This is a genomic window from Bradyrhizobium oligotrophicum S58, from assembly GCF_000344805.1.
In the GTDB taxonomy this organism is placed as follows: Bacteria; Pseudomonadota; Alphaproteobacteria; order Rhizobiales; family Xanthobacteraceae; genus Bradyrhizobium; species Bradyrhizobium oligotrophicum.
The window spans coordinates 109814-129637 of sequence record NC_020453.1; the positions used below are offsets into that span (position 1 = coordinate 109814).

The 19824-nt window shown below is 64.9% G+C and carries 22 protein-coding genes and 1 tRNA gene; 12 read left to right on the forward strand and 11 right to left on the reverse strand.

Features of this window, described 5'->3' with window-relative positions; genetic code table 11:
* Positions 1-77 precede the first annotated feature (77 nt).
* The 9 genes from trpA to aroA all read right to left on the reverse strand — a co-directional run bounded on the left by trpA (position 78) and on the right by aroA (position 9439).
* Positions 78-902, reverse strand: a complete 825-nt coding sequence (gene trpA / locus S58_RS00490; protein ID WP_377813172.1) for a tryptophan synthase subunit alpha — start codon at positions 900-902, stop codon at positions 78-80.
* A gap of 8 nt (positions 903-910) precedes the next feature.
* Positions 911-2134: a tryptophan synthase subunit beta gene (gene trpB / locus S58_RS00495; protein ID WP_015663261.1), complete on the reverse strand. Its 1224-nt coding sequence runs from the start codon at positions 2132-2134 to the stop codon at positions 911-913.
* Positions 2131-2790, reverse strand: coding sequence for a phosphoribosylanthranilate isomerase (locus S58_RS00500; RefSeq protein ID WP_015663262.1), 660 nt, complete (start codon positions 2788-2790; stop codon positions 2131-2133). Before S58_RS00500 ends, trpB begins: the two co-directional genes overlap by 4 nt.
* 80 nt (positions 2791-2870) lie before the next feature.
* Positions 2871-3263 carry a DUF1049 domain-containing protein gene (locus S58_RS00505; RefSeq protein WP_015663263.1) on the reverse strand — a complete coding sequence of 131 codons (393 nt, stop codon included), beginning with the start codon at positions 3261-3263 and terminating at the stop codon, positions 2871-2873.
* Between the two features lie 78 nt (positions 3264-3341).
* Positions 3342-3665 (reverse strand): integration host factor subunit beta, encoded by a 324-nt coding sequence (locus S58_RS00510; RefSeq protein ID WP_015663264.1) that lies wholly within the window; start codon positions 3663-3665, stop codon positions 3342-3344.
* 170 nt (positions 3666-3835) lie between these two features.
* Entirely contained in the window at positions 3836-4816 is a 981-nt protein-coding gene (sppA, locus tag S58_RS00515) for a signal peptide peptidase SppA (RefSeq protein ID WP_015663265.1), read from the reverse strand.
* 694 nt (positions 4817-5510) lie between these two features.
* A complete protein-coding gene (gene rpsA, locus S58_RS00520) occupies positions 5511-7220 on the reverse strand; it encodes a 30S ribosomal protein S1 (protein ID WP_015663266.1) in 1710 nt (569 codons plus the stop codon).
* Positions 7221-7469: 249 nt separating this feature from the next.
* Positions 7470-8108 carry a (d)CMP kinase gene (gene cmk, locus S58_RS00525; protein ID WP_015663267.1) on the reverse strand — a complete coding sequence of 213 codons (639 nt, stop codon included), beginning with the start codon at positions 8106-8108 and terminating at the stop codon, positions 7470-7472.
* On the reverse strand, positions 8105-9439 hold the full coding sequence (aroA, locus tag S58_RS00530; RefSeq protein ID WP_015663268.1) for a 3-phosphoshikimate 1-carboxyvinyltransferase: 1335 nt from the start codon (positions 9437-9439) through the stop codon (positions 8105-8107). The genes cmk and aroA overlap by 4 nt, the downstream gene beginning before the upstream one ends.
* Before the next feature lie 151 nt (positions 9440-9590).
* On the opposite strand from aroA, the gene S58_RS00535 reads away from it, so the two are divergent.
* The 3 genes from S58_RS00535 (at position 9591) to S58_RS00545 (ending at position 10841) form a co-directional block, all read left to right on the forward strand.
* The gene (locus S58_RS00535; protein ID WP_015663269.1) at positions 9591-9995 is read left to right on the forward strand and encodes a TIGR02300 family protein; all 405 of its coding nucleotides are present in this window, start codon (positions 9591-9593) and stop codon (positions 9993-9995) included.
* 81 nt (positions 9996-10076) lie between these two features.
* Positions 10077-10152: transfer RNA gene (locus tag S58_RS00540), tRNA-Ala, on the forward strand.
* Positions 10153-10589: 437 nt separating this feature from the next.
* Complete coding sequence (locus S58_RS00545) at positions 10590-10841, forward strand: GIY-YIG nuclease family protein (RefSeq protein ID WP_015663270.1); 252 nt, start codon at positions 10590-10592, stop codon at positions 10839-10841.
* A gap of 10 nt (positions 10842-10851) precedes the next feature.
* Here the strand turns inward: S58_RS00545 and S58_RS00550 are convergent, their stop codons facing one another.
* Positions 10852-11313, reverse strand: coding sequence for a MarR family winged helix-turn-helix transcriptional regulator (locus S58_RS00550; protein WP_015663271.1), 462 nt, complete (start codon positions 11311-11313; stop codon positions 10852-10854).
* 174 nt (positions 11314-11487) lie between these two features.
* Here S58_RS00550 and S58_RS00555 point away from each other — a divergent pair, with 174 nt between their 5' ends.
* The 9 genes from S58_RS00555 (at position 11488) to S58_RS00595 (ending at position 19332) form a co-directional block, all read left to right on the forward strand.
* Positions 11488-11913 carry an organic hydroperoxide resistance protein gene (locus S58_RS00555; protein WP_015663272.1) on the forward strand — a complete coding sequence of 142 codons (426 nt, stop codon included), beginning with the start codon at positions 11488-11490 and terminating at the stop codon, positions 11911-11913.
* 152 nt (positions 11914-12065) lie between these two features.
* Positions 12066-13268: a CaiB/BaiF CoA transferase family protein gene (locus S58_RS00560; RefSeq protein ID WP_015663273.1), complete on the forward strand. Its 1203-nt coding sequence runs from the start codon at positions 12066-12068 to the stop codon at positions 13266-13268.
* 193 nt (positions 13269-13461) lie between these two features.
* Positions 13462-14778, forward strand: a complete 1317-nt coding sequence (gene ugpB, locus S58_RS00565) for a sn-glycerol-3-phosphate ABC transporter substrate-binding protein UgpB (protein ID WP_042338477.1) — start codon at positions 13462-13464, stop codon at positions 14776-14778.
* Positions 14779-14850: 72 nt separating this feature from the next.
* Positions 14851-15732, forward strand: coding sequence for a sn-glycerol-3-phosphate ABC transporter permease UgpA (ugpA, locus tag S58_RS00570; protein ID WP_015663275.1), 882 nt, complete (start codon positions 14851-14853; stop codon positions 15730-15732).
* A complete protein-coding gene (ugpE, locus tag S58_RS00575) occupies positions 15732-16580 on the forward strand; it encodes a sn-glycerol-3-phosphate ABC transporter permease UgpE (protein ID WP_015663276.1) in 849 nt (282 codons plus the stop codon). The genes ugpA and ugpE overlap by 1 nt, the downstream gene beginning before the upstream one ends.
* Positions 16581-16687: 107 nt before the next feature.
* Positions 16688-17767 carry a sn-glycerol-3-phosphate import ATP-binding protein UgpC gene (locus tag S58_RS00580; protein ID WP_015663277.1) on the forward strand — a complete coding sequence of 360 codons (1080 nt, stop codon included), beginning with the start codon at positions 16688-16690 and terminating at the stop codon, positions 17765-17767.
* Positions 17768-17902: 135 nt separating this feature from the next.
* The gene (locus S58_RS00585; protein WP_015663278.1) at positions 17903-18328 is read left to right on the forward strand and encodes an Hsp20 family protein; all 426 of its coding nucleotides are present in this window, start codon (positions 17903-17905) and stop codon (positions 18326-18328) included.
* Between the two features lie 57 nt (positions 18329-18385).
* Positions 18386-18649 (forward strand): BQ00720 family protein, encoded by a 264-nt coding sequence (locus S58_RS00590; protein ID WP_015663279.1) that lies wholly within the window; start codon positions 18386-18388, stop codon positions 18647-18649.
* A gap of 173 nt (positions 18650-18822) precedes the next feature.
* A complete protein-coding gene (locus S58_RS00595) occupies positions 18823-19332 on the forward strand; it encodes a GNAT family N-acetyltransferase (RefSeq protein WP_015663280.1) in 510 nt (169 codons plus the stop codon).
* Positions 19333-19347: 15 nt separating this feature from the next.
* On the opposite strand, the gene ptsN is transcribed toward S58_RS00595, so the two are convergent.
* Complete coding sequence (gene ptsN / locus S58_RS00600; RefSeq protein ID WP_015663281.1) at positions 19348-19809, reverse strand: PTS IIA-like nitrogen regulatory protein PtsN; 462 nt, start codon at positions 19807-19809, stop codon at positions 19348-19350.
* Positions 19810-19824: the final 15 nt, after the last annotated feature.

Below are 19824 nucleotides of genomic sequence, written 5' to 3' on the forward strand. Positions count from 1 at the left end.
GGTCGCCCGGATATATGGCGGGACGGCAGCGTCACGGCAAGCCGGCCGCGACACCCGGTCGAATGGTGGTTGACGGCCTATTCCGCGGCCTGCTGGGCGCCGCGCACACCCTGGGCCAGGGCCGCGGCCAGATCGGCGACGGCGCTGACTGTCTTGGGCGTCGCTCGTCCCTCAGGATCGAGACTGGCGCGCAAGGCGTCGACCAAGGCAGTGCCGACCACGGCCCCGTCGGAATTGGCGGCGATGGCGCGGGCAGTCTCCGGTGTCCGGATGCCGAAACCGACGCAGACGGGCAGCGCCGTGTGGCGCTTGATCCGCGCCACGGCGGCGCCCACGGCGGACGAATCCGCCGCCGCGGCGCCGGTAATGCCGGTGATCGACACGTAGTAGACGAAGCCGGAGGTGTTCGCGAGCACCGCCGGCAGCCGCTTGTCATCGGTCGTCGGCGTCGCCAGCCGGATGAAGTTGAGTCCCGCCTTCAGGGCGGGGATGCAGAGCTCGGTGTCCTCTTCCGGCGGCAGGTCGACGATGATCAGGCCGTCCACCCCGGCGCTCTTGGCATCTTCGAGAAACCTGTCGACGCCATAGATGTAGATCGGATTGTAGTAGCCCATCAGCACGATCGGCGTGGCCGCGTCGCTGTCGCGGAAGCTGCGCACCAGCTGCAAGGTCTTCTTCAAGGTCATGCCGGCCTTGAGCGCACGCAGGCCGGCCGCCTGAATCGACGGACCGTCGGCCATCGGATCGGTGAACGGCATGCCGATCTCGATGATGTCGGCGCCGGCCTGCGGCAGCGCCTTGACGATCGCGAGCGACGTCTCCGGATCGGGGTCGCCAGCCATCACGAAGGTGACGAACGCCGAGCGGCCTTCCTGCTTCAACTGCGCGAACCGCGCTTCCATCCGGCTGGTCACTGTGCTCTGGCCCTTCCTCGCAGGATATCGCCGACTTGCGGCACGTCCTTGTCGCCGCGGCCGGACATGTTGACCACCATGAGATGATCCCTCGGCTTCTTCGGCGCCAGTTCCATCACCTTGGCGATCGCATGCGCCGGCTCCAGCGCCGGGATGATACCTTCGAGGCGCGACAGCAACTGGAACGCCGCCAGCGCCTCCTCATCGGTTGCGGAGAGGTAGTTCACGCGGCCGACGTCATGCAGCCAGGAATGCTCCGGCCCGATGCCGGGGTAGTCGAGGCCGGCCGAGATCGAATGCGCCTCTTCGATCTGCCCGTCTTCGTCCATCAGCAAATAGGTACGGTTGCCGTGCAGCACACCGGGACGACCGCCGGCGATCGAGGCCGCATGTAGCTGCGTCAGGCCGTGGCCCGCGGCTTCGACACCGTAGATCTCGACCGTGGGATCGTCCAGGAACGGGTGGAACAGGCCCATCGCATTGGAGCCGCCGCCGATGCAGGCGATCAGCGAATCCGGCAGGCGGCCTTCGGCCTCCTGCATCTGCGTGCGCGTCTCGCTGCCGATCACCGACTGGAAGTCGCGCACCATCATCGGATAGGGGTGCGGGCCGGCGACGGTGCCGATGCAGTAGAACGTGTCGTGGACGTTGGTGACCCAGTCACGCAGCGCCTCGTTCATGGCGTCCTTGAGCGTCTTGGCGCCGGACTGCACCGGCACCACCTTGGCGCCGAGCATCTCCATGCGGATCACATTCGGCTGCTGCCGCTCGACGTCGACGGCGCCCATGTAGACCACGCAGTCGAGCCCGAAGCGCGCGCACAGCGTCGCGGTGGCGACGCCATGCTGACCGGCGCCGGTCTCGGCGATGATGCGCTTCTTGCCCATGCGGCGCGCGACCATGATCTGGCCGAGCACGTTGTTGACCTTGTGCGAGCCGGTGTGATTGAGCTCCTCGCGCTTGAAGTAGATCTTGGCGCCGCCGAGATGCTCGGTCAGCCGCTCCGCGTAGTACAGCGGCGAGGGACGGCCGACATAGTGCTTGAGATAGCCCGTCATCTCGGCGTGGAACGCCGGATCGACCTTGGCCTCGGCGTACGCCTTTTCCAGGTCGAGGATCAGCGGCATCAGGGTTTCGGCGACGAAGCGGCCGCCGAAGATGCCGAAATGACCGCGGTCATCCGGACCGCTACGGTAGGAATTGGGAATGGCTGTCGTCATTGAACGCTCAACTCTTCAGCGGCCCGCGCCGCGCGAATGAAATTCCTGATCAGGTCGCAATCCTTCACACCCGGCGCCCGCTCGACGCCGGATGACACGTCGACGCCGCCGGCGCGCGTGATCCGCACGGCCTCGGCGATGTTGTCCGCGCTCAATCCACCCGACACCATGAACGGGCGGTCGAGCTTCAGCCCTTGGAGCAGATGCCAATCGAAAGTGGCACCGAGCCCGCCAGGCCGCGTCGCGTCCTTCGGCGCCCGCGCATCGAACAGGATGCGGTCGCAGACGTCGGCGTACCCCGCCAGCGGCGCGAGATCCGCTGATGTCTCGACCGGAATGGCCTTCATGACCGGCAGGCCGAAGCGCTGCTTGAGGTCGCGGATGCGCGCGATGCTTTCGCGGCCATGCAGCTGCAGCAGATCAGGCCGCAAGGTCTCGACGATGTTCTCGACTGTCGCGTCGTCGGCATCGACCGTCAGCGCGACCTTGAGCGCGCGGCCCTTGGCGGCACGGCCAAGCTCACGGGCGCCTGTGAGGTCGAGGTGGCGCGGGGACGGCGGAAAGAACACGAAGCCCACCATGTCGGCGCCCGCGTCGAGCGCCGCTGACAGCGTGTCGGGCGTGGTCAGGCCGCAGATTTTGACGAGCAGGGACATCGATGAACAACGCACGTCCGGGCGGAAAGGATCACCAGAGTCCGACGGCTTCCGAGGGCCGTTCGGGCTTTGCGCGCCTTCTACAACGCGGCGCCCTGCTTGTCTCGCCCATAAGGGGCGAAAAGCCGGGCCGGCGCGGCCGGAACCAGGGATTGTGCCGAGCCCTGGTTCGCACGCGCTGCGGCGGTCAGCTGAGCCACCTGCGCCCGGGCCGCTTCGGCTTCTGCGAGGTGGTGGCGCGCGGCCCGGCGCCATCGGCGCTGGCCGATCCAGGTGGCGCAGCCGCCGGCGATCACGCCCAGGATCGCGACTGCGATGATCAATGCGAACAGCGGGATCGAGACGGCGAGCGCCGGATCCGTCGCATTGAAGGGATCAAACGATACGGTAACGAAATGCCGGTTGGCGACCGCGAACACGACGAACAGCACCAGCAGCGGAAGGATGATCACGACGGTGAGGAATCTGCGCATGCGCTCGCTCGTATCGGTCAGGGCGGATTCGCCTCGAAATCAGCCGTCAAATGGCTGGCACGTCCGGCGCGAGACGCGTCACTCGTCCGTATCGTCAGCGTCAGAACCAGCGCCGTCGGGATGGTCCCGGTTCAGCCGCTCGCGCATTTCCTTGCCCGTCTTGAAGAACGGGACGCTTTTCTGGTCGACCGGGACATGGGCGCCAGTCCGCGGGTTGCGCCCGGCACGGGCGGGCCGATGCTTCACCGAGAAGGCACCAAAACCGCGTAGTTCGACGCGGTCGCCGCGCGCGAGCGCGGCCACGATTTCATCGAGGATCGCATTGACGATGTTCTCGACATCCCGCTGGTAGAGATGCGGGTTGTGCTCGGCGATACGCTGAACAAGCTCGGATTTAATCATCGAGAAAATGTACCCGGGGAGACGGATCCCATTTCCGTGAAAATATGCTGGACTGTCAAGACGCTAAATCATTCATCGCGGCCGTGAATCGGGTTTCGAGCCCCGACGCCGGACCCCGTCAAAGCACACGCGGAACGGGAAGATCGTCCTGAGGATGGTCTTGGCGAGTTTCAATTGCCCGACGCGGGCGTCCAGAGCGCGAGCATGCCGTCGAGGCCGATCCGATCGACCGCCTGGACGACGCCGGTGCGCTCGATCTGGCGGGCGATCCCGGAGAGGCCAACGGCATCGAGCGCCATCGAGGTCGCCGTTCGCAGGAAGGTGAGATCGCCGAACCGCGGCACGAGCTTGTAGTCGCGCACCGGCAGGTCCTTCTTGACGTTCTTGTTCGCCACGAGCCAGGCGACCGCCGTCTTCTCGTCGCCGAGCTCATCGATCAGCTTCAGCTCGATCGCCTGCCGTCCGGTGAAGACCCGGCCATCGGCGACCTTCTCCAGCAGCGCGTCGTCCATGCCGCGGCGATCCTTCACGAGGCCGCGGAACCAGGCGTAAGAATCCTTTACCAGGGCATCGAGCGCCGCGCGCGCTTCCGGACTGGTCGGTTCGTAGCCGTTCGGCGCGGCCTTGAGCGGCGAGGATTTGACCTCCTCGATCTTGACGCCAACCGTCTTCAACAGCTCGCTGACATTGGGATACTGGAACAGCACGCCGATCGAGCCGACCAGCGAGCTCTGCTGCGCGACGATGTGGTCGGCTGCGATCGCGCCGATATAGCCGCCGGAGGCGGCGAGGCCTTCCACCACCACGACCAGCGGCTTCTTCGCCTTCAGTCGCACCAGCGAATCGTAGAGCTGCTCGGAGCCGGCGGTGGTGCCCCCCGGCGAATTGATGTGAACGATGACAGCCTCGGCCGATGAATTCTCCAGCCGCTCCAGCGCCTCGACGCGCTCGTGATCGCTGCGGATCAGGCCCTCGATGTTGACGCGGGCGATCGACCCGGAGGTCGAGAGCGCGGTGCGCCCCTGCGGCGACATCGCCAGACCAACGGCGGAAAGCGCCGCGATCGCGATCAGCACCGCCACCACCCGCCAGAATGTCAGCTTGCGGCGCATCCTGCGGCGATCGACGATCACATCCGAATCAAGCGACATGGGAAGCTCCTGGAAACCTCGGCGCGTTTTGCATCCGCAGCCTGAATATCTCGTTATCCGATGACATCAATCACGACGCAATATGAAGAAAGCAAGGCTCGCCACGAAGCCGCCAAGGGTGAATGGACCCGAAGCAGGTCGCGGCGCCGGCGCATTTAGCGACCGTCATCTTAGTCTCGTCTCTCTCCACATCGTCATGGCCGTAACGGGTCGGAGTAACCGGAGTGAGATGCGTCGTCGAAACGCAAGACGTTCTCACTGGCGATGAGACGAGGTTCGGCGCCGAAAGCTTGGTCTCACCCTCCCCTGGAGGGGCAGGGCAATCGCATGTGGAAATTTTCGATTCTTTTCGTGCTTCCAAAGAGCAGTTTGGATTCGAAAATTTCCTCCCCGCGGCCTTCGCGATTCCGATATTGCGTTTTGGTCGCGTTGGAGAGCCACATGCGATTGCCCTGCCTGGAGGGGGAGGGTCGATCGCGCGCGAAGCGGGCGAGCGGGGTGGGGTGACCTCTCGGCGGACGCCGGTGCGAGTGGAGAGATCACCCCACCCCGGCTCACACGCGCTTCGCGCCTATGAGCCGACCCTCCCCCTCCAGGGGCGGGTGACAGCGGGGCGGGTCGAAATAGCGGCCTCGCCGCATAAAAAAGCCCCGGCCGGAGCCGGGGCTTTGATCTGTTCACACGAACCGAAGGCTTACTTCGAGTCGCGGTTCTTGAGCGCGGTGCCCAGGATGTCGCCCAGCGTCGCGCCCGAATCGGACGAGCCGTACTGGGCGATCGCTTCCTTCTCTTCCGCGACTTCCAGGGCCTTGATCGACACCTGGACCTTGCGGGCCTTCTTGTCGAACTGGATCACACGGGCATCGACCTTCTCGCCAACGGCGAACCGCTCGGTGCGCTGGTCGTTGCGATCACGCGCCAGCTCGGAGCGCTTGATGAAGGTCGAGAAGTCGGTGCCGACGATCTTGACGTCGATGCCGCCATCCTTGACGTCGAGCACTTCGCAAGTGACGACCGCGCCCTTCTTGACATCGCCCGGCTCGGCGAAGGGATCGCCTTCGAGCTGCTTGATGCCGAGCGAGATGCGCTCCTTCTCCACGTCGACGTCGAGCACCACGGCCTTGACCATGTCGCCCTTCTTGTAGTTGTCGATGACCTGCTCGCCGGGCTGCTTCCAGTCGAGATCCGACAGGTGGACCATGCCGTCGACGTCGCCTTCGAGACCCAGGAACAGACCGAACTCGGTCTTGTTCTTGACCTCGCCCTCGACGGTCGAACCCGTCGGATGCTTCTCGACGAAGACCTCCCACGGATTGCGCATGGTCTGCTTGAGACCGAGCGAGATGCGGCGCTTGACGCTGTCGACTTCCAGCACCTGCACTTCGACTTCCTGCGAAGTCGAAACGATCTTGCCGGGGTGCATGTTCTTCTTGGTCCACGACATCTCGGAGACGTGGATCAGGCCTTCGATGCCCGGCTCGAGCTCAACGAACGCACCGTAGTCGGTGATGTTGGTGACGCGGCCATGGAAGCGAGCCTGCAGCGGGTACTTCGCCTCGATGCCCTGCCACGGATCGTCGAGCAGCTGCTTCATGCCCAGCGAGATGCGGTGCGTCTCGTGGTTGATCTTGATGATCTTGACCTTGACCGTCTGACCGATGCTGAGCACCTCGGTCGGATGGTTGACACGGCGCCAGGCAATGTCGGTGACGTGCAGCAGGCCGTCGATGCCGCCGAGGTCGACGAACGCACCGTAGTCGGTGATGTTCTTGACGACGCCGTCGATGACCTGACCCTCTTCGAGGTTCTGCACCAGCTCCTGGCGCTGCTCGGCCCGGGTCTCTTCCAGCACGGTGCGGCGCGACACGACGATGTTGCCGCGGCGACGGTCCATCTTGAGGATCTGGAACGGCTGCGAGTTGTTCATCAGCGGCGCGACGTCGCGGATCGGACGGATGTCGACCTGCGAGCGCGGCAGGAAGGCCACGGCACCATCCAGGTCGACGGTGAAGCCGCCCTTGACCTGGTTGAAGATGACGCCGTTGACCTTTTCGTTGTTCTGGAACGCCTTCTCGAGCTTGCCCCAGCTCTCTTCGCGGCGCGCCTTGTCGCGCGACAGCACGGCTTCGCCGAGCGCGTTCTCGATCCGGTCGAGGAACACCTCGACCTCGTCCCCGACCTTCAATTCACTGTCACGGCCCGGGCCGGCGAATTCACGCAGCGCCACGCGGCCTTCGGTCTTCAGGCCGACGTCGATGACGGCCATGTCCTTCTCGATCGCGACGACCTTGCCCTTGACGACAGAGCTTTCCTGCAGGTTGCCCTTCGTGAAGGAGTCGTCCAGCATCGCGGCGAAATCATCGCGGCTGGGATTGTAGGAGTTAGCAGAGATACTCGAAGCCATTGGTTCTCCAGATGCGGACAGTCATGCCGGCGTTCGGTTGATCGGCGCATCGGATGTGCATTGCCTGGAGGTCCACAAATCCCCAGACGTCCGCGCGATGCGCCAAAGCGCAAACGACGCGGGCCGGCAGTGCCTGCACATGCGATACGTAGGAAGTGCGTCCGGATGATCGGACCCGATTGGACTGCAATCGAGCTATCGACGGTCAAGGGCGGGAGCGGGCATTTCCTCCAATGACGCCGGCGGAAATCAAACCCGCTGGCGGCCCGCTCGGACGGCCTCGACGATATCGATGGCGGCCCGGACGCCGCTCTCTATATCCAAATGGGAGTTGTCAAGCAAGATAGCATCCGGCGCTTGTTTCAAAGGGGCGATGGGCCGGTTCTGGTCGCGCTCGTCGCGCGCCAGGATGTCGGCCAGGACGGCCGCCTCGTCGGCCGGTTCCCCGCGCGAAAGCGCCTCCAGGGTACGCCGCTGCGCCCGGATGCGGGGGTCGGCGACGACGTAGATCTTCACGGCCGCATCGGGGCAGATCACGGTTCCGATGTCGCGGCCGTCGAGCACGGCACCCGGCGGCTGGCTGGCGAACTGGCGCTGGAAGGCCACCAGCGCCTCGCGGACTTTCGGCAGCGCCGACACGACGGAGGCGGCTGAACCGACGGTCTGCGACTTCAGCGCCGGGTTGTCGAAGGTGGCGGAATCGAGCGTCAGCGCCACCTGCGCTGCCCGTGCCTCGTCCTTCAGGTCGACGCCCGTGGTCAGCAGCGCATGAGCGACCGCCCGGTAGATCACGCCTGTATCCAGGTGCCTGAAGCCGTAATGCGCCGCAAGGCGCTTGGCGAGCGTGCCCTTTCCCGAGGCGGCCGGACCGTCGATGGCGATGATCATGCGAAATCCGCGCCCGCTTGGCGCATCAGCGGGATGAAGTCGGGGAAACTGGTGGCGATGAAGGCGGTGTCGTCGACGGTGACCGGCTTGTCGGAGGCGAGGCCCATCACCAAAGCGGACATCGCGATGCGGTGATCCATGTGGGTCGCGACGATGCCGCCGCCCGGGACGTGGCCGCGGCCCTCGACGATCAGGTCGTCGCCCGAAATCTCGACCTTGACGCCGTTGACGCGCAGCATCGCCGCGGTGGCTTCCAGGCGGTCGGATTCCTTGACGCGCAGCTCATGCAGGCCGCGCATCACCGTGGTGCCCTCGGCATAGGCCGCGGCGACGGCGAGGACGAGGTATTCGTCGATCATCGACGGCGCCCGCTCCGGTGGCACCACGACGCCGCGCAGCTTCGAGGCACGCACGCGCAACCGGGCCATCGGTTCACCGGCATCGCCGCGGGCATCCGTTTCCTCGATCGAGCCGCCCATCTCGCGCAAGGTCGTGAACAGGCCAGTGCGCAGCGGATTGGTCATGACGTCGGACAGCACGAGGTCCGAGCCGTCGACGATCAGGGCGGCAACCAGCGGGAACGCGGCCGAGGACGGATCGGCGGGCACGATCACCGGCGCGCCGCGCAGTTCGGGCTGCCCCGTCAGCGCGATGCGGCGGCCATGGCTGCCCTCCGGCGTGGTGACGATGTCGGCGCCAAAATGCTTGAGCATCAGCTCGGTATGGTCGCGGCTTGCCTCCTGCTCGATCACCGTGGTGATCCCGGGCGCGGCGAGGCCGGCCAGCAGCACCGCCGACTTGATCTGGGCGGAAGCCACCGGCGTGCGGTATTCGATCGGAACCGGGTTGCTGGCGCCCTGCAGGGTCAGCGGCAGCTTGCCGTCGACGCTGCCGACCACCTTGGCGCCCATCAGCGCCAGCGGATCGAGAATGCGGCGCATCGGCCGGCTGCGCAGCGAGGCATCGCCGTCGAACACGGCCGTGATCGGGCAGCCTGCGACCGCGCCCATCACCAGCCGGCAGCCGGTGCCGGAGTTGCCGAAATCCAGCGTGGCCGCCGGCTGGGCAAAACCGCCGACACCGACGCCGTGCACGGTCCAGGCGAATTCGCCTGACCGGTCGACCTTGGCGCCGAGCGTTCGCATCGATTTCGCGGTGTTGAGGACGTCCTCGCCCTCGAGCAGGCCGAAAATCCGGGTTTCGCCGACTGAGAGCGCGCCGAGGATCAGGGCCCGGTGGGAGATCGACTTGTCGCCGGGGACGCGAATCGTGCCCGACAAGGGGCCGCTGGCGCGGGATTCGAGCGGAGTCGGGGCGGCTGACGTGCTCACGGCATGGTCCTCATGGTTCGGAGCCGGCAGGTATCACAGCCCCTGCCCGCCGTCACGAGCGGTGATTTTCCCGGTGAAAGCGCTATTGACAGCGGCGCGGCAACTAGCCAAGTGAGACACCGCTTTTCAGACATTGCCAGGACGCCTCCACGTGGCCAAATCCGAGCTCGGAACCAAACGTATTTGCCCGACCACGGGCAAAAAGTTCTATGACCTCAACAAGAACCCGGTGATTTCGCCCTACACCGGCGAGGTGGTGCCGATTGCGCCCATCGCGCCGACCCGGGCGATGCGCGGCGAGGCGGCGCGTGCCGCAGCAACCGCCGATGTCGCGCAGGAGCCGGCCGAGGTCGAGGAGGTGTCGCTCGAGGAGGCCGATGCCGAGGAGAACAGCGGCAAGGTCAAGGCCGTCGTTCCTGAGTCGGAGGACGACATCGAGATCGACGAGACGCTCGACGACGACGAGGATGACGACTCGACCTTCATCGCCGACGAGGAAGAAGGCGACGAGGACGTCACCGACATCATCGGCGACGTCGGCGGCGACGAAGAATAATCTTCGAAGAGACTTGAGATCAGCCGCGAACTGTGGTTCACGGTGCTCCCCGGCGGTCGCCCAGACCGCCGGTTCGGTTCAGGGGCCATAGCTCAGCTGGGAGAGCGCTTGCATGGCATGCAAGAGGTCGGCGGTTCGATCCCGCCTGGCTCCACCACGCTTCGCCCTTCGGGCTACGCGTGGCGCAGCCACGACGGAGCCCGAAGGGCGAAGCGTGGTGCCCGGCGTAGCCCCTTGGCGAAGCCGGGCTGACAAACCCCCAGTCTGACTGCACAGCAAGTATCGCGCGGGGTTCTTTCCGACGAGCCCTATTGCTTCGGGCTACGCGTGGCACAGCCACGACGGAGCCCGACGGGCGAAGCGTGGTGCCCGGCGAAGCCTTTGGCGAAGCCGGGCTGACAAACCCCCAGTCTGACTGTACAGCAAGTATCGCGCGGGGTTCTTTCCGACGAGCCCCATTGCTTTGGGCTACGCGTGGCGCGGCCACGACGGAGCCCGAAGGGCGAAGCGTGGTGCCTGGCGCAGCCGGGCTGACAAATCCCCGTGCCGATTGCAGAATGCGCGCCCGCGATTCTTCGCGGCGAGCACCGTCGCATGTGGTACGTCTACATCATCCGTAGCGTCGCTTTTCCCGACCAGGAATATGTCGGCGCGACCGCAGATATCGGACAGCGCCTCAAAGATCACAACGCTGGCCGCTCAGCCCACACGTCCAAATTCATGCCGTGGACACTGGTCTGGTATTGCGCCTTCCCGGACAAGCTTCGCGCACTGGCCTTCGAAGCCTATCTGAAATCGCATTCCGGGCGGGCATTCTCGAAGAAGCGCCTGCTTGGCCCTGCGTGACGAGCCCCCCTCACTCACCCGCCGCCGCATCCAGCTGCTCGCGCAGCCGGACCAGCCTGCCATGCAGATCCGCCAGCTCCGCGAGCGAGCAGCCCGTCGCATCGAGGATCGCCGGGGGAACGATCGCCTTCGCTTTCTCGCGCAGCCCGGCGCCCTGCGCGGTCAGCGCGACCAGCACCTGCCGCTCGTCGTCAGCGGAGCGGGTGCGCTTGACCAGATGGGCCGCTTCCATCCGCTTCAGCAACGGCGTCAGCGTGCCCGAATCCAGAAATAGGCGCGCACCGATCTCCTTCACCGACAACCCATCCCGCTCCCACAGCACCAGCATGACCAGATATTGCGGATAGGTCAGGCCGAGGCGGTCCAGCAGCGGCTTGTAGACGCGGTTGAAGGCGTGCGCGGTCGAATAGACTGCGAAGCAGAGCTGATTGCCGAGTTGGAGCGGCGCATCGGCCGCAATCTTCTTTCGCATTGAGGTCACCACCGAAACGATCCGATCGGCATCTTGAGCCTGCGCTTCCCCGGTCCACAATGCGTGGGGCGTACCGATCACGAATTTTCTACCGAACAATTATATTGTGCACAATCTAATTTTGTGCAACATGGCCTCGCTGAATTCGTCCACCAACCCCAGGAGACACCCCAGATGTCCGTAAACGTGCTCTACAAGACCAGCGCCAAGGCCACCGGAGGCCGCGACGGCGAGGCCGCGACCCTCGACGGGTCGCTCAGCGTCAAGCTCTCCACCCCGAAGGAGCTCGGCGGCGGCGGCGGCCCCGGCAACAATCCCGAGCAGCTGTTCGCTGCCGGCTATGCCGCCTGCTTCATCGGCGCGATGAAGTTCGTCGGCTCGCAGGGTGGACCGAAGGTCCCGGCCGATACGTCGGTGACCTCGACCGTCGGCATCGGGCCGCGCTCTGAAGGCGGCTTCGGCATCACCGTCGAACTCGCCGTGTCGCTCCCCGGCCTCGCCAAGGCCGACGCCGAGGCGCTGGTCGCCAAGGCTCATGAAGTGTGCCCCTATTCCAACGCCACGCGCGGCAATGTCGACGTCAAGCTGACCGTCGTCTGAGGCTGAATTCCGCCATGCGGCAGGGGCGCTGTTCGCGCCTGCCGCATGGCAGCTCTCGTCCGGCCGCAAGGACTTCTTTTGCCGCGTGACCTTTGCGCCGGCGCCTGTGCAATGCTTAATGACCGCGAGTTCAACCAACCTCGCGACATCCGATGACACCTCCATTTGCTCCCGGCGCCATGACCGGACTGCGCGTGATCGACCTGACGCGCGTGCTCGGCGGCCCCTATTGCACGCAGATCCTGGCCGATCACGGCGCCGACGTGATCAAGGTCGAGCCGCCCGCCGGGGACGAGGTCCGCGACTGGGGTCCTCCGTTCCACGATGAGGACGCCGCCTATTTCGTCGGGATCAACCGCAACAAGCGCTCGATCGGCCTCGACCTCGCCTCGGAAGGCGGCCGCGTGGTGCTGTTGAAGATGCTCGAGACCGCCGACGTGCTGATCGAGAACTTCAAGCCCGGCACCCTGGAGAAATGGGGCATCGGCAGCGATGTTCTTCGCGAGAAATACCCGCAGCTCGTGCACTGCCGGATCTGCGGCTTCGGCGCCGATGGGCCGCGCGGCGGCAATCCCGGCTATGACGCGATCATCCAGGCGATGACCGGCATGATCGCCGCAACCGGCTCGCCCGAAAGCGGCCCGATGCGGATCGGCGTTCCCCTGGTCGACATCACCACCGGACTCTATGCCGCGATCGGCATCCTGATGGCGCTGTCGGAGCGTCAGCGTTCGGGGATCGGCCAGTTCCTCGAAGTCACCTTGTACGAAACCGGCCTTGCGATCATGCATCCGCACACCGCGAACTACTTCATGCATGGCAAGCCGCCGTCGCTGACCGGCAACGAGCATCCAAACCTCGTGCCTTACGCGATCTTCCCGACCAGGACCGACGACATCTTCATCGGCGTCGGCAATGACGGCACGTTCCGCAAGCTCGCCAAGGAAATCGGCCGCCCGGAGCTCGGGACCGATCCGCGCTTCGCCCGCAACCGGGACCGCATCGCCAACCGCGAAGCGCTGCGCGCGGAACTCGCAGCCGTGTTCAGTCAGTTCGAAGCCGAGCCCTTGTGCAATCGCCTGCTCGCCGCCGGCCTGCCCGCCGGACCGGTGCAGAAGATCGATCAGGCGCTGACCAATCCGCACACGATCCACCGCGGCGATGTCATAGAGAAGGACTGGTACAAGGGCGTGGCGTCGCCGATCCGGCTCGAACGCACCAAGCCGACCCTGCGCGCGACGCCGCCGAAGTTCAGCCAGCACGCCCGCGACGTTCTCGGCGAGTTCGGCTACTCGGAGAGCGAGATCGACGACTTGTTTGCCCAGGGGACCGTTTGCGCCGAACGCAAGCGCTGATCATCCCGCAAGCCGCTCTGTCGCCGCGCCGCACCTTCGCAGCGCAGCGACGGAGCGCTTGATTTACCGCAGTTCTCCGCCCCACCCATCACGGCTTTCCCATGCGGGATCAGCCGTCTATACATTCACATAACTGTCATCTGGCGCTGTTAACGGCCGCAACGACGATGACGTTCCTGGGAGGATCTTTTTGATGTCAGTTCGACAATTTGCTGCTGCCGCCGCGCTTGCAGCTACTTTTGGTTTTGCCGTTTCGCCCGCACACGCTGTGACTGAAATTCAGTGGTGGCACGCCATGACCGGCGGCAACAACGACATCGTCAACAAGCTCGCGGAGGACTTCAACGCCTCGCAGAGCGACTACAAAGTGGTGGCGACGTTCAAGGGATCCTATCCCGACACGATGAATGCCGGTATTGCGGCGTTCCGGGCCGGCACTTCGCCGCACATCCTGCAGGTGTTCGAGGTCGGCACCGCGACCATGATGAGCGCCAAGGGCGCCATCAAGCCGGTCTATCAACTGATGAAGGACGCCGGCGAGCCGTTCGACCCGAAGGCCTATCTGCCGGCGATCACCGGCTACTACTCGACGTCGAAGGGCGACATGCTGTCGTTCCCCTTCAACTCGTCGTCGATGGTGATGTGGATCAACAAGGACGAACTGAAGAAGGCCGGAATCGCCGAGATTCCGAAGACCTGGCCCGAGGTATTCGACGCTGCCAAGAAGCTGAAGGCGGCCGGTCACGAGACCTGCGGCTTCTCCAACGCCTGGGCGACCTGGGCGCATATCGAGCAGTTCTCGGCCTGGCACAACGTGCCGATCGGAACCAAGGCCAACGGCCTCGACGGCTTCGACACGGTGCTGGAGTTCAACACGCCGCTCGCCGTCAAGCACCTGCAGAACCTGATCGACCTGCAGAAGGACAAGACCTACGACTATTCCGGCCGCGGCAATCAGAGCGAAAGCCGGTTCGGCACCGGCGAGTGCGCGATCTTCCTGACGTCGTCAGGTTACTACGCGAGCGCCAAGAGCACGGCCAAGTTCGACTTCACCTCGGCGCCGATGCCGTATTACCCCGACGTGCAGGGCGCGCCGCAGAACTCGATCATCGGCGGTGCGTCGCTGTGGGTGATGGGCGGCAAGACGGCCGACGAATACAAGGGCGTCGCCAAGTTCTTCACCTTCCTGTCCGACACCAACCGCCAGGCCAAGCTGCATCAGGAATCCGGCTATCTGCCGATCACCAAGGCGGCCTATGAGAAGACCAAGGCCGACGGCTTCTACGAGAAGAATCCGACCTTGCAGACGCCGCTGAAGGAACTCACCAACAAGGAGCCGACCGAGAATTCGCGCGGCCTGCGCTTCGGCAACATGGTGCAGATGCGCGACGTCTGGGCCGAGGAGATCGAGGCGGCGCTCGCCGGCAAGAAGTCTGCCAAGGAGGCGCTCGACGCCGCGGTGGCCCGCGGCAACGCCATGTTGCGCACCTTCGAGAAAACGGCCAAGTAAGACCTCACGGACGAAGCTCCCCCTCCCGCCGGAGGGGGAGTTTTGTCATCCGTCCCTCCCGCGGCATCCTCGATGGAAAAATCAGTCGTCTTCAACGGCAAGCTGCTGCCCTATCTGCTGCTGGCGCCGCAGCTCGCGATCACGCTGATCTTCTTCTACTGGCCGGCCAGCCAGGCAATCCGGCAATCGTTCCTGCAGGAGGACGCGTTCGGCCTCAATTCCGAATTCGTCGGCCTCGAAAACTACCAGGCGCTGTTCGCGCAGCCGGAATATTACACCGCGATCGGCACCACGGTGGTGTTCTCGTCGCTCGTCACGGTGCTCTCGCTCGGCGTCGCACTGCTGTTCGCGACCCAGGCGGACAAGAACCTCAAGGGCGGCTCGATCTACAAGACGCTGATGGTGTGGCCCTATGCGGTGGCGCCCGCCGTTGCCGGCGTGCTGTGGTTCTTCATCTTCCATCCGACGCTGGGGACGCTCGCACGGCCGCTGCGCCTGATGGGCTTCGACTGGAATCCGATGCTGAACGGCACCCACGCGATGATCCTCGTGGTGATGGCCGCGGTGTGGAAGCAGGTCGCCTATAATTTCCTGTTCTTCCTCGCCGGCCTGCAGGCGATCCCGAGAAGCGTGATCGAGGCCGGCGCGATCGACGGCGCCGGGCCGCTGCGGCGGTTCTGGACCATCATCTTCCCGCTGCTGTCGCCGACCACGTTCTTCCTTCTGGTGGTCAACATCGTCTACGTGTTCTTCGAGACGTTCGGCATCATCGACGCCGTCACCTCGGGCGGCCCCGCCGGCTCGACCACGACGATGGTCTACAAGGTGTTCGCCGATGGCCGGCTCGGCGGTGATCTCGGCGGCTCGGCGGCGCAATCCGTCGTCCTGATGGTGATCGTGATCGCACTGACGGCGATCCAGTTCCGCTATGTCGAACGCAAGGTGCAGTACTGATGGTCGAGCACCGCCCGCTGCGCGACTTCATCGCCTATGCCGTGCTCTCGTTCGGCATCGTCATCTTCGCCTTCCCGGTCTATGTCGCGTTCATCGCCTCGACCTACGACGCGGCGACCGTCGTCAGCGGCAACCTTCCCCTGACGCCGGGCCGTAACCTGCTCGAGAACTATTATCGCGCCGTGTTCGTCGGCGGCTCGCGCTTCATGAATCAGCCGGTCGGGGTGCTTCTCCTCAACTCCTTCATCTCCGCGATCGGCATCGCCGTCGGCAAGATCTTCATCTCGATCCTGTCGGCGTTCGCGATCGTCTATTTCCGCTTTCCGTTCCGCAAGACCGCATTCTGGATCATCTTCGTCACCCTGATGCTGCCGGTCGAGGTCCGCATCTATCCGACCTACAAGATCGTCGCCGACCTGCACATGCTGGACACCTATGCCGGGCTGATCCTGCCGCTGATCGCCTCGGCCACCGGCACGCTGCTGTTCCGCCAGTTCTTCATGACCGTCCCCGACGAGTTGCTGGAAGCGTCGCGCATCGACGGCGCGGGTCCGCTGCGCTTCTTCTGGGACACGCTGCTGCCGCTGTCGATGACGACCGTGGCGGCGCTGTTCGTCATCCAGTTCATCTACGGCTGGAATCAGTATCTCTGGCCGCTGCTGATCACCACCAAGGATTCGATGCAGACGATCGTGATCGGCATCAAGAAGATGCTGAGCACGACCGACGAGCTCGCGGAATGGCAGCTGGCGATGGCGACCGCCGTGCTGGCGATGCTGCCGCCGGTCGCCGTCGTCGTCTTCATGCAGCGTCTGTTCGTGAAAGGTCTCGTGGAGACCGAAAAGTGAGGTGGGCGAATGGCGAGTAGCGAATAGGAGGAGCCGAGCATGAGGCCCCATTCGCCCTTCCCTATTCGCCACTCCCTATTCGCTACTCCCCATTCGCTAGGTAACCCATGGCCAACGTCACCCTCCGCAACGTCCGCAAGATCTATCCCGGCGGCTTCGAGGCCATCAAAGGCATCGACATCGAGGTCGGCGACGGCCAGTTCTGCGTGCTCGTCGGCCCCTCGGGCTGCGGCAAATCAACGCTGCTGCGGATGGTCGCCGGGCTGGAGACGATCTCGTCGGGCGAGATCGATATCGGCGGCCGCATCGTCAATGCGATCGAGCCGGCCGAGCGCGACATCGCGATGGTGTTCCAGAACTACGCGCTCTACCCGCATATGAGCGTGTACAACAACATGGCCTACGGCCTGCGCAATCGCCGCGTGCCGGAGAGCGAGATCAAGACGCGCGTCGAGGACGCCGCACGCATCCTCGAGCTCGGCACCATGCTGCAGCGGAAGCCGCGCCAGCTCTCCGGCGGCCAGCGCCAGCGCGTGGCAATGGGCCGCGCCATCGTGCGCCAGCCGAAAGTGTTCCTGTTCGACGAGCCGCTGTCCAACCTCGACGCCAAGCTGCGCATCGCGATGCGGGTCGAGATCCGCAAGCTGCAGCGGCGTCTCGCCACCACGGCGATCTACGTGACCCACGACCAGCTCGAGGCGATGACGCTCGCCGACATTCTCGTCGTGATGAACGGCGGCAAGGTCGAGCAGATCGGCAATCCGCTCGAGATCTACCAGAGGCCGGCGACGACCTTCGTCGCGTCGTTCATCGGCGCGCCGCCGATGAACCTGATGCCGATCGATGCCGTTCGCGCCCAGCTTCTCGGCGCCGACGCGGTCCCGGCCGACGCCGGCCAGCTCGGGATTCGTCCCGAGGATTTCGAGCTCGGCGACACCGTGCCGCCGGGCGGGGTCGGCCTCGACCTCAGGGTCGACGCCATCGAGCATGTCGGGGCCGAGACCTATGTCTACGGCGCGCGCCAGGACGCCGGCAACAATGACAGCCTCGCCGCGACCTCCAACGACGTCATCGTCAGGTTGCCGGGGACCGCGGCTCCGGCGATCGGAACCCGAATTCGCGCCGTGGCGCCGCGGACCAAGCTGCATCTGTTCTCGGCCGATGGCCGGCAACGGCTTTCGGTTTAAGCCGTTCCACAGGCAGGGCAGTTCCGCGGGGGCTTGGGTGCTTGAACCCACCCCGCGGCGTGACCATATTGCTGCTCAAGGGGTGCCGACAGGGCCCTGATACATCAAAGTCGCTTCGAGAGGACTTTGTAAACCATGTCTCGTGTTCCTTCGCTCTCCAGTCCGTTCCTTTTGGGCTTCGACGAGATCGAGCGTGTGCTCGACCGCGTCGTCAAAGGTGCCGACGGTTATCCGCCCTACAATATCGAGCGGTTCGAACGCACCAATGGCCAGCCCGAGCGTCTCAGGATCACGCTGGCGGTAGCGGGTTTCACCCGCGACCAACTCGATGTCACCATTGAGGAAAACCAGCTCGTCATCCGCGGACGCCAGCAGGACGACAAGACCAGGCAATACATTCATCGCGGCATTGCCGCGCGCCACTTCCAGCGCACCTTCGTGCTGGCGGAGGGAATGCACGTGCTCGGTGCGGATCTGAGGAACGGGTTGTTGTCGGTCGATCTGGCCAGGCCCGAGCCTGAGCGGATCGTTAAGACAATAGCGATCAATGAACACGAATAATGGTTGATGGAACGAGTAGCGGACTCGACCGCTTGAGTCTCAGAAGGAGTCGAGACCATGACTGAAGTTAACGTTGCGTCTGATTCTCGCGTCTCTCCGGAGGCGCTGGCCACCCTCGGTGAAGGTCACATCGCGTATGTGAAGCAGATCCGTTCCGAGGACGTGCCGGACCTGTTTCCGCAGGCGCCGCGCATCGCGCCGGGATTGAAGCTGTTCGCGCTGCACGCCGCCGACGGCACGCCGATCATGCTCACCGACAGCCGCGAGGCCGCGATTGCGAACGCGTGGAGCCATGAGCTCCAGGCCGTGAGCGTGCACTGACGCGAAGATTGCGAATCTTGGCCGAGCTCAGGTCCCGACCATGAGGGCTCGGCCAACAGGCTCGTAGCGACAGCCTCCCGTGAGATCATGCGGTTCGTGCCGTCTTCTGACGAGGGCAGTCTCCTGAAAAGGGGACGGCCCTTTTTCTTGAGTGTGGCCGAGAGCGTCAGCACATGCCCCCGGTGACGATCACGCCCGTCACGTCCGCTGATCTGCGCGCCGAGCCGGAGCGCGCGGCGGCACTGCTGGCGCTCAACAATGCGCATGCGTCCGAGTTGTCCTGGCTCACGCCCGACGCGTTCGCGCATCTGCTCGATCAGGCGTGGCGCGCGTGGCAGATCGGCGCCGCCGATGCACTGATGATCGCGCTGGATCATGAGGCCGCCTACGACAATCCCAATCATCGCTGGTTTCTTGGCCGCTACGATCGCTTCGTCTATGTCGACCGCATCGTGGTGGCGCCAGCCGCGCGGGGCCTGGGCCTGGCGCGCCGGCTGTATGAGCAGCTGATTCGAGCAGCAGCTGCGGCGGGACACGCGCGCCTCGTGTGCGAAGTCAATCTGGACCCGCCCAATCCGCAGTCCGATGCGTTCCACGCGGCGCTCGGCTTCGAGGCGGTGGCGACCGCCAGCATTCATGGCGGCGCCAAGACCGTGCGCTACCTCGTGAGATCTTTGCGATAGAGCAAGAGCGACGGTTCAGGCCGCGGAGGCCGGCGGCAGCGCCAGCACGGAATAGATCGCCTGGGCGTCACGGGAGGCCCGGAGCTTCTTGGCGACGTCCTGGTCGCGCAGCAGCCGGGCGATGCGCGCCAGCGCCTTCAGATGGTCCGCACCGGCGCCTTCCGGCGCCAGCAGCAGGAACACCAGATCGACCGGCTGGCCATCCATGGCCTCGAAATCGATCGGCCGTTCCAGCCGGGCGAACAGGCCGAACAGCTTCTCCAGCTTCGGCAGCTTGCCATGCGGGATCGCCACGCCGTAACCGACAGCCGTGGTTCCGAGCTTCTCACGCTGCAGCAGGACCTCGAAGATCGTGCGCTCGTTCTGGCCGGTCAGGCCGGCAGCCCGGGCCGCCAACTCCTGAAGCGCCTGCTTCTTACTGATGACTTTCAAAGCCGGCAGGATCGCCTCGGGTGCGACCAGATCGGTAATCGGCATAGGGCGTTCCGAGGT